The sequence below is a fragment of the Cellulomonas alba genome, from assembly GCF_030362835.1.
Taxonomy (GTDB): Bacteria; Actinomycetota; Actinomycetes; order Actinomycetales; family Cellulomonadaceae; genus Cellulomonas; species Cellulomonas alba.
In genome coordinates this window covers 20,942-34,791 of sequence record NZ_JAUCGQ010000001.1, presented here as the reverse complement: position 1 = coordinate 34,791, position 13,850 = coordinate 20,942, and the positions used below count along the sequence as shown (strand labels likewise).

The 13,850-nt window shown below is 74.4% G+C and carries 11 protein-coding genes; 5 read left to right on the top strand and 6 right to left on the bottom strand.

The window, feature by feature from the left end; all coding sequences use genetic code 11:
- The first annotated feature begins 241 nt into the window (after nt 1-241).
- Nucleotides 242-2,011 carry a DEAD/DEAH box helicase gene (locus tag QRT04_RS00165; protein WP_289452860.1) on the top strand — a complete coding sequence of 590 codons (1,770 nt, stop codon included), beginning with the start codon at nt 242-244 and terminating at the stop codon, nt 2,009-2,011.
- 58 nt (nt 2,012-2,069) lie between these two features.
- Here QRT04_RS00165 and QRT04_RS00160 read toward each other — a convergent pair whose 3' ends face one another.
- Nucleotides 2,070-4,757 carry a substrate-binding domain-containing protein gene (locus QRT04_RS00160; RefSeq protein WP_289452859.1) on the bottom strand — a complete coding sequence of 896 codons (2,688 nt, stop codon included), beginning with the start codon at nt 4,755-4,757 and terminating at the stop codon, nt 2,070-2,072.
- 206 nt (nt 4,758-4,963) lie between these two features.
- Between QRT04_RS00160 and QRT04_RS00155 the strand changes: the two genes are divergently transcribed.
- Nucleotides 4,964-5,953, top strand: a complete 990-nt coding sequence (locus tag QRT04_RS00155) for a LacI family DNA-binding transcriptional regulator (RefSeq protein ID WP_289452858.1) — start codon at nt 4,964-4,966, stop codon at nt 5,951-5,953.
- Nucleotides 5,954-6,113: 160 nt separating this feature from the next.
- Nucleotides 6,114-8,441, top strand: coding sequence for a glycoside hydrolase family 6 protein (locus QRT04_RS00150; RefSeq protein WP_289452857.1), 2,328 nt, complete (start codon nt 6,114-6,116; stop codon nt 8,439-8,441).
- Between the two features lie 96 nt (nt 8,442-8,537).
- Here the strand turns inward: QRT04_RS00150 and QRT04_RS00145 are convergent, their stop codons facing one another.
- Nucleotides 8,538-9,584 carry a threonine aldolase family protein gene (locus QRT04_RS00145; protein ID WP_289452856.1) on the bottom strand — a complete coding sequence of 349 codons (1,047 nt, stop codon included), beginning with the start codon at nt 9,582-9,584 and terminating at the stop codon, nt 8,538-8,540.
- An 81-nt stretch (nt 9,585-9,665) separates the two neighbouring features.
- On the opposite strand from QRT04_RS00145, the gene QRT04_RS00140 reads away from it, so the two are divergent.
- Both QRT04_RS00140 and QRT04_RS00135 read left to right on the top strand, forming a co-directional pair.
- Nucleotides 9,666-10,175: a DUF6328 family protein gene (locus QRT04_RS00140; protein WP_289452855.1), complete on the top strand. Its 510-nt coding sequence runs from the start codon at nt 9,666-9,668 to the stop codon at nt 10,173-10,175.
- A 22-nt stretch (nt 10,176-10,197) separates the two neighbouring features.
- Nucleotides 10,198-10,770 carry a GNAT family N-acetyltransferase gene (locus QRT04_RS00135; protein ID WP_289452854.1) on the top strand — a complete coding sequence of 191 codons (573 nt, stop codon included), beginning with the start codon at nt 10,198-10,200 and terminating at the stop codon, nt 10,768-10,770.
- A gap of 18 nt (nt 10,771-10,788) precedes the next feature.
- Here the strand turns inward: QRT04_RS00135 and QRT04_RS00130 are convergent, their stop codons facing one another.
- The 4 genes from QRT04_RS00130 to ku form a co-directional block, all read right to left on the bottom strand.
- Complete coding sequence (locus QRT04_RS00130) at nt 10,789-11,193, bottom strand: Fur family transcriptional regulator (protein WP_289452853.1); 405 nt, start codon at nt 11,191-11,193, stop codon at nt 10,789-10,791.
- A 145-nt stretch (nt 11,194-11,338) separates the two neighbouring features.
- The gene (locus QRT04_RS00125; RefSeq protein ID WP_289452852.1) at nt 11,339-11,620 is read right to left on the bottom strand and encodes an HU family DNA-binding protein; all 282 of its coding nucleotides are present in this window, start codon (nt 11,618-11,620) and stop codon (nt 11,339-11,341) included.
- Between the two features lie 138 nt (nt 11,621-11,758).
- Nucleotides 11,759-12,799, bottom strand: a complete 1,041-nt coding sequence (locus tag QRT04_RS00120) for a PHP domain-containing protein (protein WP_289452851.1) — start codon at nt 12,797-12,799, stop codon at nt 11,759-11,761.
- Nucleotides 12,796-13,791, bottom strand: a complete 996-nt coding sequence (gene ku, locus QRT04_RS00115) for a non-homologous end joining protein Ku (protein ID WP_289452850.1) — start codon at nt 13,789-13,791, stop codon at nt 12,796-12,798. Before ku ends, QRT04_RS00120 begins: the two co-directional genes overlap by 4 nt.
- Between the last annotated feature and the right edge of the window lie 59 nt (nt 13,792-13,850).

Below are 13,850 nucleotides of genomic sequence, written 5' to 3'. Positions count from 1 at the left end.
CTGTGCGTGACGTCACCGCATCGGTGGCACCGTCGACGGGGTCCGCGCCGGTAGGATTGCCCCCGAATCTGGAGTTCGTCGCGTCCCCTGAGTCGTGTGCCGCCGAGTGCGGTGCACCGCGTTCGTAGGGTGAGGCACCGGGAGACCGGTTGCCGCTGTGGGTGTCGGGGCTGCGACCGCCGCACGACAGTCCTGTCGAGTCGGTTCAGGGCTCCTCCGACGGAACGGTCCGCACCTTTTCATGAGCACAGCCATGCCCGACTCCACGTTCTCCGACCTGAGCCTGCCCGAGCCGCTCGAGCGTGCCGTCGCCGATCTCGGCTTCGTCACCCCGTCGGCCATCCAGCAGCAGGCGATCCCGACGCTGCTCCACGGCCGCGACCTGGTCGGCGTCGCCCAGACCGGCACCGGCAAGACCGCGGCGTTCGGCCTGCCGCTGCTCGCGGCCGTCGACCCCGGGACGCCGGGCGTCCAGGCGATCGTGCTGACGCCGACGCGCGAGCTCGCCATGCAGGTCGCCGACGCCATCGCGTCGTTCGGCACCCACCTGCCGGGCCTCGGCGTCGTCGCCGTCTACGGTGGCGCGCCGTTCCTGCCCCAGCAGCGCGCCCTCGCACGCGGCGCGCAGGTCGTCGTCGGCACGCCGGGTCGTGTGCTCGACCACATCGACCGCCGCACCCTCGTGCTCGACCAGGTGAAGTTCCTCGTGCTCGACGAGGCCGACGAGATGCTCCGGATGGGCTTCGCGGAGGACGTCGACCGCGTGCTCGAGGCCACGCCGTCCGGCCGCCAGGTCGCGCTCTTCTCGGCGACGATGCCCGCGCCGATCCGCCGCGTCGCCGAGCAGCACCTGTCCAACCCGGTCGAGGTCACCGTCGCGCGGCAGTCGTCGACCGTGACGACCGTCCGCCAGACCTACGCCGTCGTCCCGCACCGCCACAAGGCGGGTGCCCTGGCCCGCGTCCTCGCGGTGACCGAGGCCGACGCCGCCATCGTGTTCGTCCGCACGCGCGGCGCCGCCGAGGAGATCGGCTCGGCGCTCGTCGAGCGCGGCGTCTCTGCGGCCTACATCTCGGGTGACGTCGCGCAGTCCGACCGCGAGAAGATCGTCGACCGGCTGCGCTCCGGCGCGCTCGACGTGCTCGTCGCGACCGATGTCGCCGCCCGCGGGCTCGACGTCGAGCGGATCGGCCTCGTCGTGAACCTCGACGTCCCGCGCGAACCCGAGACCTACGTGCACCGCATCGGTCGCACGGGCCGCGCCGGCCGCGAGGGCACCGCCCTCACGTTCGTGACGCCGTCCGAGCAGAACCGCCTGCGGCAGATCGAGCGCACCACGCGCGTGCAGCTCGAGCAGGTCGAGATCCCCACGCCCGTGCAGGTCTCGGCCCACCGGGTGAAGGCGCTGCTCGAGCGCTCGCAGGAGCGCGCCGCCAAGGGCCGTCTCGAGGTCTACCGGCACGCGGTCGCCGCGATGCTCGCCGAGCAGCCGGAGACCGACGTGGCTGACCTCCTCGCCGTGGTGCTCGCCCTCGCCGTCGGCGACGAGGGTCCCGAGCCGCGGCTCGACGGCGACGACCTCGACGACGCGCTCGCGCGCGTGCACCTGTCCGCCGACCGCCCGGGTCGCGGCGAGCGCCCCGAGCGGGGCGAGCGCCGCCGCGCCGAGACGCACATCGCCGGGGGCGCCCCCCGCTGGCGCGTCGCCGTCGGTCACCGCGACGGTCTGCAGCCGGGCGCGCTCGTCGGCGCGCTCACGGGCGAGGGTGGCCTGACCGGCAAGGACGTCGGCCGGATCGACATCTTCGGCAGCTTCGCGCTCGTCGACATCCCCGGCGGGCTGTCGCCCGAGGCTCTCGACCGGCTCTCGCGCACGCGCGTCGCCGGCCGGCCGCTGCACATCCGGGTCGACGCCGGGCCGCGCCCGGGCCAGGGCGCCTCCCGCCCCGAGCGCGCACCGCACCGCGGCCAGCCCGCGCGCGCGGGCGCCGGGCCGCGCCGGCGCGGCTGACCCGACCTGCCGAAGCGTCGCGGGCGCCGTCCAGGACGGACGCCCGGCGACGCGCGCGTCAGCGCACGACGGTCCCGGGCCGGTCGACCCGCGTGTCCGCGGCGCCGCGGAGCAGCCGGATGTCGGCCTCGCGGAGCACGTCCTCGGCCCCGCGACTCCCCCGTAGCCCCGGCACCACGCCGTAGGCGACGCCCGGACCGAGGTCGGCGCGCAGCTGCTCGAGCATCTGCACGAACCGCGGCGGCACGCCGGCGGGGCCGACGTCGTCGAGCAGAACGACGAACTCGTCCTCGGCGGTGCGCGCCGCGGTGTCGCCGGCGCGCAGGCTCCGGCGCAGACGCCGGACCAGCTCGCGTCGCAGGTCGCGGCGGCCGTCGGTCTCGGCGTCGGGGCGGCCCTGGGTGGGCACGGTCGCGCCGTCGACGACACGCACGAGCGCGACAGCGCAGTCGTAGTCGGCCGTGCGGCGGGTCCGCGTCACCGCGGCGTCGAGGCGGTCGAGCAGCAGCGCCCGGTTGACGAGCCCCGTCTCGGGGTCGCGCAGCGCGTCGCGCTGCAGCGCGATCTCGGCCTCCTTGCGGTCCGTGACGTCGACGAGCGCACCGACGAGCCGCGCGGGCTGACCCGCGTCGTCGAGCACGGTCACGGCCCGGCACAGCATCCAGCGGTAGTCGCCGGCCGCGGTGCGGACGCGGTGCTCGAGCTCGAGGGGTGCGCGCGCCCCGGCGAGCTGCGACGCGATCGCGGCGGAGACCTCGTCGCGGTCCGACGGGTGGACGCGGTCGAGCCACTCGGCGGGCGAGCTGCCGATGGCGGGCTCGTCGTAGCCGAGCGTCTGCTTCCACCGCGGCGAGTAGTAGACGGTTCCGGCCGAGACGTCCCAGTCCCACGTGCCGTCCTGCGCCGCCATCGACGCGAGCGCGTACCGCTCCTCGCTCGCCCGCACCGCGTCGGCGAGCGCCCGCTCGCGCTCGGCAGCCTGCTCGAGCGCGTGCCGCTGCTCGCGCAGCGACCCGAGCAGCCGCTCCTGGTCGAGCGCCACCGCGAGCAGCGCCGCCCAGTGGTTGAAGCGCTCGCGCGCGCTCGTGGTGCGCGACTCGGCCGTGCCGTCGATCGCGAGCAAGCCCCAGTCCGAGCTGCCGAACGTCACGGGCACCACGAACGTGATGTCGCCCGCGCCCGCCGTGCCGGCCCGGGCGAGCGCCGCGGGCGGGAACTGGCTCGCCGTCGTCCGCACGCCGACGAGCCGCGACAGCGTGCCGGACGTGTCGTGGACACCGACGATCTCGAGCTCCCGGTCGCCGTCACCGCCCGCCGGCCCGGACCACAGGCCGAGGCACGCGTGGCCGCGCACGCTGCGCGGCAGCCAGCCGAGCGCGCGCGGGCTCGTCGAGTCGCCGCGAAGCAGGTCCATGTCGACCTCGTACTGGTCGACGATGATCCGCTCGAGCTGACCGGTGCGGACGAGCGTCGAGCGCTGGCAGCCGCGCGTGAGCGCGACGAGCACCTCGGTGACCGCCCGCTGCAGCGGTGCGGGGTGCACGCCCTCGGGCAGGGACGCGAGCAGCTCCGACTCGAGCGCGCGGACCACGGCGAGCAGGTTCTCGAGCGCCTCGGGCTGCGGCTGCATGGCGGCCGTCAGGTCGGCGAGCCGCACGAGCACCGACCGTGACGGGGACGCGCCCCGCTCGACCGCGGTCTCCAGCGCCTCGACGAGTGCCCGCCACCATGCCTCGTGCGGCGCCACCCCGGTGCGCCGCACCGGCGCAAGGCCCTGCGGCCCGAGGAACGCCGTCGTCGCGAGCTCGCGCAGCACCTGCCGCGCGGGCGGCGCGTCGTCGCCCGCGGCGACCGCGGCCGTCGCGACCACGCAGCCGCACGACTCGCGGAGCACGAGGCTCGACGGCGCGCGGTACTCCCCCGGCGCCGGTGCGTCGCCGCGCATGCGCGCGATCAGGAGCGAGACCGCCATCTCGCCGACGCGGTCGAACCGCGGGTCCACCGTGGACAGCCGCGGCGAGACGCGCGCGCCGGACTCGGCGTGGTCGAACCCGATGACGGCCTGGTCCTGCGGCAGCTGCAGCCCCGCGGCACGCAGCGCGCGCTGCAAGCCGATCGCGTTGCGGTCCGTCGCGACGACGACGGCCGTGGTCGGCCGGCCGAGCGCGAGCAGCCGCTCGGCCGCATCGGCCCCGCCCTGCTCGTGGTTGTCCGACGCGTCGTACCGCCAGGCGTCCTCGGCGACGAGGCCGTGCGCAGCCAGGGCCGCGCGGTACGCGGTGTAGCGCTCGCGCATGTCCTGCTGTGCCAGGTTGCCGACGAAGCCGATGCGCGTGTGACCGTGGGCCACGAGGTGGTCGACCGCGGCCGCGGTGCCACCCGGGTTGTCCGGGAGCACGACGACGTCGTCCTGCGCGGTCGGCTCCTCGCTGACGAGGACGACGGGCACGCCCCAGCCGTGCGCCGCCGCCACCCGGGCGTGGCTGACGGCGCGCCCGACGACCACGAGCCCGTCGACGGCGCCCAGCGCGACGGGCGCGTCGAGCACGCTCTCGTCCGGGTACCGCTCGCGATCGAGGCCCGCGGGGTACGTCTGAACTGCGACGACACGGTGCCCGGCGGCGCGCGCGGCCCTCGCGACGCCCTGGATCAGCGCGCCGAAGTAGAACCCGCCCACCACCGGCGAGAGCACCCCGATGGTCCGTCGTGCCGTCGGGGCCACCGGCAACCGCCGGATCGTTCCCATCACGTCCACCTCTCGGCCACGTCGTCGAGAATGGTGCGGATCGCCCGCATCGGGCGACACACTAGGTGATCGTGGTCACACCCGCATATGACTCTGCTCATGACGGACGCACTCGGGACGGCTCCCGGCGCCCGTCGCCTCCGACCCCCACCACGCCCGGCGCCCCACCCGGGGCGCCTGCGAGCCGACGGCCGACCATCACCGACGTGGCCAAGGCCGCCGGCGTCTCGATCGCGGTCGTCTCGTACGCCCTGAACGGACGCCCGGGCGTCTCGGCGGCGACGCGCGAGCGCGTGCTGCGCGTGGCCGACGAGTTCGGCTGGCGGCCGTCGGCGGCAGCGCGCTCCCTGCGCGCCGGACCGCGTGCGGTCGGGCTGGTCGTCGACCGCGGCATCGTCGGGCCGAGCGCCTCGGCGACCGGCGTCATCGAGTTCGTCACCGCGCTCCAGGAGGTCCTCGCGACGCGCGACCTCGCGCTGCTGCTCCAGCTCGTGGACGGCGCGGATGCCGCCGCCCACGTCTACGGCGAGTGGTGGGCCGAGCGCAGGTTCGACGTCATGGTCGTCACCGACCTGCTGCTCGAGGACCCGCGCCTCGACGCGCTGCGCAGGCTCCGCGCGCCGGCCGTGCTGGTCGGCGCGACGGTCCCGGGGCACACGCTCGCGGCCGTCGAGGTCGACGAGGCGGACGCGTCCGGCCGCATCGCGCGCTACCTGCTCGAGCTCGGGCACCGTCAGGTCGCCGTCGTGACCGGTCCGGGCGACCTGCAGCGCACCCGCAGCCGGGTCGACGCGCTCGACCAGGCGCTCGCCGCGTCGGGCGGCATGCTGCTGCAGGAGGCGACGTCGGGCTCTCCCGAGGAGTCGGCTGCCGCGACGCGTCGCATCGTGACGAGCTCGCACCGGCCGACCGCCATCGTCTACGACAACGACCAGATGGCGGTCGCGGCGCTCGACGTCGCGCGGCGCACCGGACTGTCCGTGCCGTGGGACCTGTCGATCGTCTCGGGCGCGGACTCGGCGCTCTGCCGGCTCGCGACGCCGTCGATCACCGCTCTGCCCTCGGCTCAGCGCGAGCTCGGGACCGCCACGGGCGAGGCCGTCCTCGCGGTCATCGACGGCGACGTCCGCGCACGACGCCGCGTGGCGGTCGGTGCGCTGGCCGTGCGCGGCAGCACGGGACCTCGCTCGCGCTAACGGTCCCCGGGGGTGGACGGCGGCCCTAAACGCTTCATCCTCTCGTCCGCGACGCGGGCCGGTGGTCGGGTGGCTCCCCAGTCGCCGTGGACCGTCCGGCGGCTCGCGCCCGGCCGGAACCCCCCGCTCCGGGAGCGCCGAACGACACCCGGAGGACCACGTGTCCACACTCCGCAACACCGCGGTCAGGCGGCGCGTCGGCGTCGTCGCGACCGCGGCGACCGCGACGGCCATCGTCGCGGCCGTTCCCATCTCCCTCGCGACCAGCGCCGCCGCGGCCACGCACGTCGACAACCCGTTCGTCGGCGCGACGCAGTACTACAACCCGCAGTGGAAGGCCGAGGTCGACGCCGAGGCCGCCAAGCAGACCGACTCGTCGCTCGCCGCGAAGATGCGTTCGATCGACACCCAGCCGACCTCGGTCTGGATGGACCGCATCAGCGCCATCGCCGGCAACGCCGACGGCAACGGCCTGCAGTACCACCTCGACCAGGCGCTCGCGCAGCAGCAGGGCAGCACGCCCATCGTGTTCAACGTCGTCATCTACGACCTCCCCGGTCGTGACTGCCACGCCCTCGCGTCGAACGGCGAGCTGCCCGCGACGGACGCCGGCCTGGCCCGCTACAAGAGCGAGTACATCGACCCGATCGCCACGCTGTTCAGCAGCTCCAAGTACGCGAACATCCGCATCGTCGCCACGATCGAGCCGGACTCGCTGCCGAACATCACGACCAACAGCTCGGAGGCAGCCTGTGCGGCTGCCGGTCCGTATTACAAGGCCGGCGTGAAGTACGCGCTCGACAAGCTCCACGCGATCCCGAACGTCTACAACTACCTCGACCTGGCGCACTCGGGCTGGCTCGGGTGGGAGAGCAACTCGGGCCCGGCCGCGCAGCTCATGGCGCAGGTCGCCCAGTCGACGACCGCGGGGTACTCGTCGGTCGACGGCTTCGTCACCGACACCGCCAACACGACGCCGCTCAACGAGCCCTTCCTGCAGGACTCGAGCAAGCAGGTCGGCGGCCAGCCGATCAAGTCGGCGAACTTCTACGAGTGGAACCCGGACCTCGACGAGGCCCACTTCACGGCCGACATGTACAGCCGGCTGGTCTCGGCGGGCTTCCCGTCGAGCATCGGCATGCTGGTCGACACGTCGCGCAACGGCTGGGGCGGCCCGAACCGTCCGACCGCCGTCTCGACGAGCAGCGACCTGAACACCTACGTGGACGCCTCGCGGGTCGACCGCCGCACCCACCGCGGCGAGTGGTGCAACCCGAACGGCGCCGGCATCGGTGAGCGCCCGCAGGCCACCCCGTCCGGCTACTCGTCGTCGCACCTCGACGCGTTCGTGTGGGTCAAGCCCCCAGGCGAGTCGGACGGCTCGTCGAGCGCGATCGCGAACGACCAGGGCAAGGGCTTCGACCGGATGTGCGACCCGACGTACTCGTCGGACGCCCTGAAGGGCCACACGACCAACGCCCTGCCGAACGCGCCGCTCTCGGGCCAGTGGTTCTCGGCGCAGTTCCAGCAGCTCGTGACGAACGCCTACCCGGCGATCGGCGGCAGCACCAACCCGCCGCCGTCCGACACGACCGCCCCGTCGGCCCCGACGAACCTCAAGGCCGGCACGATCACGTCGAGCTCGGTCGCGCTCTCGTGGACCGCGTCGACCGACGACACGGGCGTCGCGGGCTACGACGTCTACAGCGGCTCGACCAAGGTCGCGAGCTCGACGACGACGAGCGCCACGGTGACCGGCCTGTCGGCCGCCACGGCGTACTCGTTCACCGTGAAGGCGCGCGACGCCGCGGGCAACGTCTCGTCCGCGTCGAGCTCCGTCTCGGCGACGACGCTCTCGGGCGGCACGACCGACACGACCGCTCCGTCGGTCCCCTCGGGCCTGACGGCCGGCACGACGACGTCGAGCTCCGTCCCGCTGTCGTGGTCGGCGTCGACCGACAACTCGGGCGGCTCGGGCGTCGCGGGCTACGACGTGCTCCAGGGCACGACCGTGATCGCGACGACGACCTCGACGAGCTACACGGTGACCGGCCTCTCGGGCAGCACCACGTACTCGTTCGCGGTGCGGGCCAAGGACGTGGCGGGCAACGTGTCCGCGTCCTCGTCCGCGGTCTCGGCCACCACCAAGTCGGGCTCGACCAACGGCGGCGCGAGCTGCAAGGTCACCTACCAGGTCAGCAGCTGGAACAACGGTCTGTCGGCGAACATCTCCATCGTCAACACCGGCACGACCGCGATCAGCGGCTGGACGCTGGCCTTCGCCCTCCCGAGCGGCCAGCAGGTCACGCAGGGCTGGAGCGCGACGTGGTCGCAGTCCGGCGCGAACGTGACGGCCAAGAACCTCGACTGGAACGCGTCCCTCGCTCCGGGGGCCTCGACCAGCATCGGGTTCAACGGCTCGCACAACGGCACGAACACCAACCCGTCGAGCTTCACGCTCAACGGCACGGCGTGCACCCTGGGCTGACGCCCGACGCCTGACACGCAGGGCCCCGGCCGTCGAGGTCGGGGCCCTGCGTGCGTCCCGAGGCGTCGCACCGGGCGCGGCGCCTGCCGGGAGGGGTCAGAGCACGGCGCGCTCGGCGGCCGCGACGAACGCGTCGACGTCGCGCTCGGTCGTGTCGAAGGCGCACATCAGGCGCACCTCGCCCGTCGCGACGTCCCAGTCGTAGAACCGCCAGCGCTCGCGCAGGCGGTCGGCGACGCCCGGCGGCAGCACCACGAAGACGCCGTTGGCCTGGACGCGCTGCGTGATGCGGACGCCCGGCACGTGCGCGAGGCCCGCGGCCAGGCGTCCCGCCATCGCGTTCGCGTGCACCGCCGAGCGGAGCCAGAGGTCGCCCTCGTAGAGCGCGATGAGCTGCGCGGAGACGAACCGCATCTTCGAGGCGAGCTGCATGACGACCTTGCGCTGGAACACCAGGCCGTCCGCCGCCGCCGGGTCGATCACGACGACGGCCTCACCGAACAGCAGCCCATTCTTGGTGCCGCCGAGCGACAGCGCGTCGACGCCGGCCTCCGTGGTGAACGCGCGGAGCGGGAGGTTGAGGCTCGCGGCGGCGTTCGCGAGCCGCGCGCCGTCGACGTGCAGCCGCATGCCGAGGCCGTGCGCCTGGTCGGCGAGCGCGCGGATCTCGTCCGGCGTGTAGACGGTGCCGAGCTCGGTGCTCTGCGTGATCGAGACGACGCCCGGCTGCGCGCGGTGCTCGTCGCCGAAGCCCCACGCCTGACGCGCCACGAGCTCGGGCGTGAGCTTGCCGTCGGGCGTCGGCACCGTGAGGAGCTTGAGACCGCCGACCCGCTCCGGCGCTCCGTTCTCGTCGGTGTGGATGTGCGCCTGCTCGGCGCAGATCACGGCGCCCCAGCGCGGAAGCATCGACTGCAGCGCGAGCACGTTCGCGCCCGTCCCGTTGAGCACGGGGTACGCGACGGCCGCCTCGCCGAGGTGGGCGCGCACCACCTCCTGGAGGCGCGCGGTGTACGCGTCGGCGCCGTACGACGTCTGGTGCCCCCCGTTGGCGGCGGCGATCGCGGCGAGCACCTCGGGGTGAGCGCCCGCGTAGTTGTCGGACGCGAAGTCCCGGTGCCCGGGGTCGTGGAGTGTCGTCACGGGCACAGTCTCTCGCGCTGGGCGAGCCAGCCGGGCCACGCCGCGGGATGATCGCCCTCACCGGCACCGGGAGGGCAGGACGTGGGCGCGCGCGCTTCGGACGAGACGGACGCGGACCCCGGCGACGGCCGGCACGAGACCTACACGGAGCGCATGGACCGCAACTGGGACGAGCTGCTCCAGGAGCTCCGCGTCACGCAGACGGGCGCCCAGCTGCTCACCGGCTTCCTGCTGACCATCCCGTTCCAGCAGCGGTTCGCGACGCTCGACCAGTACCAGACGCGCCTCTACCTCACGCTCGTGGTGCTCGCCGTCCTGGCGGTCGCGCTGATCGTCACGCCCGTGAGCCTGCACCGCACGCTGTTCCGGCGGCGGCTCAAGAGCGAGCTGGTGTCCGCCGGCAGCTGGCTCGCGCGCGCGGGCCTGGTGGTGCTCGCGCTCGCGCTGGCGGGCGTCGCCAGCCTGCTGTTCGACGTCGTGGTGTCGCGCGGCGCGGGGTGGGTCGCAGGCGGCCTGGCGCTGGCCGTGATGGTCGGGCTCTGGTGGGTGCTCCCGCACGTGCTCGCGCGACGCGCGCACCGCCACCCGTGACGTCCGCGCCTATCCTCGCCGCGTGACGACTGGCGAGCCCGACCCCGCGGTGGCCCGCGAGACGCGCCGCGACAGGGAGTCGTTCGCCGCGGCGCCCGGGGGCGTCGAGCCGGTCCCCGCGACGTCGGACGACGTCGACGGCATCCACGCGCTGCGGCGGTCCCTCGAGGACTGGATGGCCGGCCGCGTCGAGCAGTGGCCGCGCGGGTCGCTGCCGCGTGAGCGGATCGCCGAGCAGGTCGCGGCCGGCGAGTGGTGGGTGGTCCGCGACGCGCTTGGTCTCGCGGCGACCGTCCGGCTCGTCGACACCGACCCGTTCTTCTGGGGCGACGACCCGGCCGTGGCGCTCTACGTCCACGGGCTGATGGTCGACCGCCGGCTGACCGGCCACGGCGTCGGGCGCGCGCTGCTCGCGTGGGCGGTGGGACGGGCCAGGGCGGCGGGCGTCGACCTCGTGCGGCTCGACTGCCGCGTCTCGAACCCCGCGCTGCGCGCCTACTACGAGGCCCGGGGGTTCGCGGTGGTCGGGCGAGCGGACTTCACCGGCTGGTCGAACTGGCTGCTCGAGCGAGCCGTCCCGGCGGCCGACGGCTGAGCGCGGGCCGGCGCCTCGTCAGCCCTGGCCGGCCGCGCGGCAGGCCGCGCAGGTCCCGAGCAGCTCGATCGTGTGCTCGACGTCGTCGAAGCCGTGCGCCGACGCGACCTGCGCGGCCCACGCCTCGGCCTGACCCGCGTCGATCTCGACCGTGCGCCCGCAGCTGCGGCACACGAGGTGGTGGTGATGGCTTCGCTGGGCGCAGCGGCGGTAGACCGACTCGCCGTCGGGGGTGCGCAGCACGTCGACGTCGCCGTTCTCGGAGAGCGACTGGACCGCGCGGTACACGGTCGCGAGCCCGACGCCCGAACCGCGCGCCCGCAGGAGCTCGTGCAGCTGCTGGGCGCTGCGGAACTCGTCGACGTCGTCGAGCAGCTCGAGGATCTCGGCACGTTGCCGCGTGTGCCGCTGGGCCACCACCACGCCGTCCGTCCTTTCGTGAGCGCCCGTCGGGACGCTGCTGCCGACACGTCTTCCTGAGAGTCGTTCCCAATGCTAGCCGCGTCGGGCGCCGGACACGCCGACGGCCCCGCACCCACCGAGGTGGGTGCGGGGCCGTCGTGGCTCGTCAGCCCTGGGCGGCGCGCTTGAGGGCGCTGCCGGCGCTGAGCTTGACGCGGTAGCCCGCGGGGATGTCCAGGGCCTCGCCGGTCTGCGGGTTGATGCCCGTGCGGGCGGCGCGCTCGGCACGGCCGACCGCGAGGAAGCCGGAGATCGCCACGTTCTCACCGGCGGCGACGTTCTCGAGGACGACGTCCTGGAACGCCTTGAGGGCCTTGTCCGCGTCGCCGGTGGACAGACCGGCCTTGGCGGCGACGGCCTGGACGAGCTCGCTGCGGTTCACGCTCACGGAAACTGCTCCTTGGTTGGGACTGGTCGCACACGGACCCGGCGGACCGGGCCGTCGCCGCTCGGCGTCCGGGCGGCGACGCCGGAACCCTAACCCGCGCTCCTGGCCACCGCGGTCACACGGGCGACGTCGCGCGCGTCACCGTCGGCCGCGGAGGCGCTCCGCGGGCCAGGTCGTGATGATCCGGTCGGCGCCGATCCCGTGCTCGGCGGCGCGCGCGCACCCCGCCGAGACCCAGTCGAGCTGACCCGGCGCGTGCGCGTCCGTGTCGATGCTGAACAGGCAGCCGGCCTCGACCGCGAGGGCCACGAGCTCGTCCGGCGGGTCCTGGCGGTCCGGCCGGCAGTTGATCTCGACCGCGACGCCCTGCTCGGCGCACGCCTCGAACACTGCCTGCGCGTCGAACTCGCTCGGCGGACGCGTGCGGCCGACCACCTTGCGGCCGGTGCAGTGGCCGAGCACGTCGGTGCGCGGGTTCGCGATCGCCGCGAGCATGCGGCGCGTCATCGAGCCGCGGTCCATCCGCAGCTTCGAGTGGACCGAGGCGACGACGACGTCGAGCTCGTCGAGCAGGTCCGGGTCCTGGTCGAGCCCCCCGTCCTCGAGGACGTCGCACTCGATGCCGCTCAGGACCGTGAACGGTGCGACCGCCCGCGTCAGCGCCGCCACCTGCTCGAGCTGGGCGCGCAGCCGCGGGGCGGACAGGCCGTTCGCGACCGTCAGCCGCGGCGAGTGGTCCGTGATCGCGAGGTACTCGTGCCCGAGCTCGAGGGCCGCGAGCACCATCTCCTGCATCGGCGTCGCGCCGTCGCTCGCCTCGGTGTGCGCGTGGAGGTCGCCGCGGACCTGCTCTCGTAGCGCCGCCGCTCCGGGCGCCAGGACGCGCGTCGGGTCCGCGGCGTCCTGGGCCTCGAGGTCGAGCAGGTAGGGCACGTCGGCGCCGCGGAGCGCGAGCCCCGCGACCTCGGCGGTGCGCTCGCCGACCGCGGGCAGGTCCGTGAGCGACCCCGAGCCCGCCAGCGCGAGCACCTGGTCGGGGTCCGTGCGCTCGATGCTGCGGGCGGCAGCGCGGAACGCCTCCGACCGGTAGGCGCTCGCCTGCGCGCGTTCGAGCAGGTAAGCGACGCGACGCAGGGTCGCGACCGCCGCGTCGCGGCGGTCCGCTGACGACGGGCTCACGAGGCCTTGCGGCGCCGCCGGGGCGCGGGCGTCTCGGGCTCGGCCGGCTCGACGGCCTCGGCCGTCTTCGCCGCATTCGCCTTCGCCTTCTTCGGCTTCTCGCCGTCGTCCGCGGTCGTCGCGTCCTTCGCGGCGGTCCGGGTGGCCTTGCCCTTCGGCGGGCTCGCGGTCTCCGCCTCGCCGCCCGACTCCCCGCGCGCGGTGCGCGCCTTCTCGACGCTGCGCTGCAGCGCCGCGAGCAGGTCGACGACCTCGCCGCCGCCGCTGCCCGCCGCGGAGCCCTCCTCGGCCGGCACCGGGACCGCCTGCGTGTGGCCCGCCGACACCTTCTCCTCGATGAGCGACTCGAGCGCGGCCTCGTAGCGGTCGGAGTACTGCGACGGGTCGAAGTCAGCCGCGAGCGAGTCGACCAGCGACGCGGCCATCGCGAGCTCCTGCGGGCGCACCGACACGTCGCCGTCGAGGATCGGGAACTCGGCCTCGCGCACCTCGTCCGGCCACAGCAGCGTCTGCAGCACGATCACCTTGTCGCGCACCCGCAGCACTGCCATCGACTCGCGCTGGCGCAGCGCGACCTTGACGACCGCCATCCGGTCTGCCTGCTCGAGCGCGCCGCGCAGCAGCGCGTACGGCTTCGCGGCGGTCTTCTCCGGCTCGAGGTAGTAGCTCTTGCCGAGCAGCATCGGGTCGACCTGCTCCGCCGGGACGAACTCGAGGACCTCGATCTCGCGCTCGGTCGCCAGCGGCAGGCGTGCGAGGTCCTCGTCGGTCAGCACCACGAGCTCGCCGTCGTCGGTCTCGTAACCCTTGGCGATCTCGGCGTACTCGACCGTCTCGCCGTCGAGGCTGCACGTGCGCTTGTACCGGATGCGCCCGCCGTCCTTGGCGTGCACCTGGTGCAGCGTCACCTCGTGCTCGCCCGTCGCGGCGTAGAGCTTGACGGGCACGTTGACGAGCCCGAAGGCGACTGCACCCTTCCAGATGGCCCGCATGCTCTCCCTCGTCCGTCGTCGTTCGGCGTGAACCTGCACGTCGCGGCGCGACGACGGCA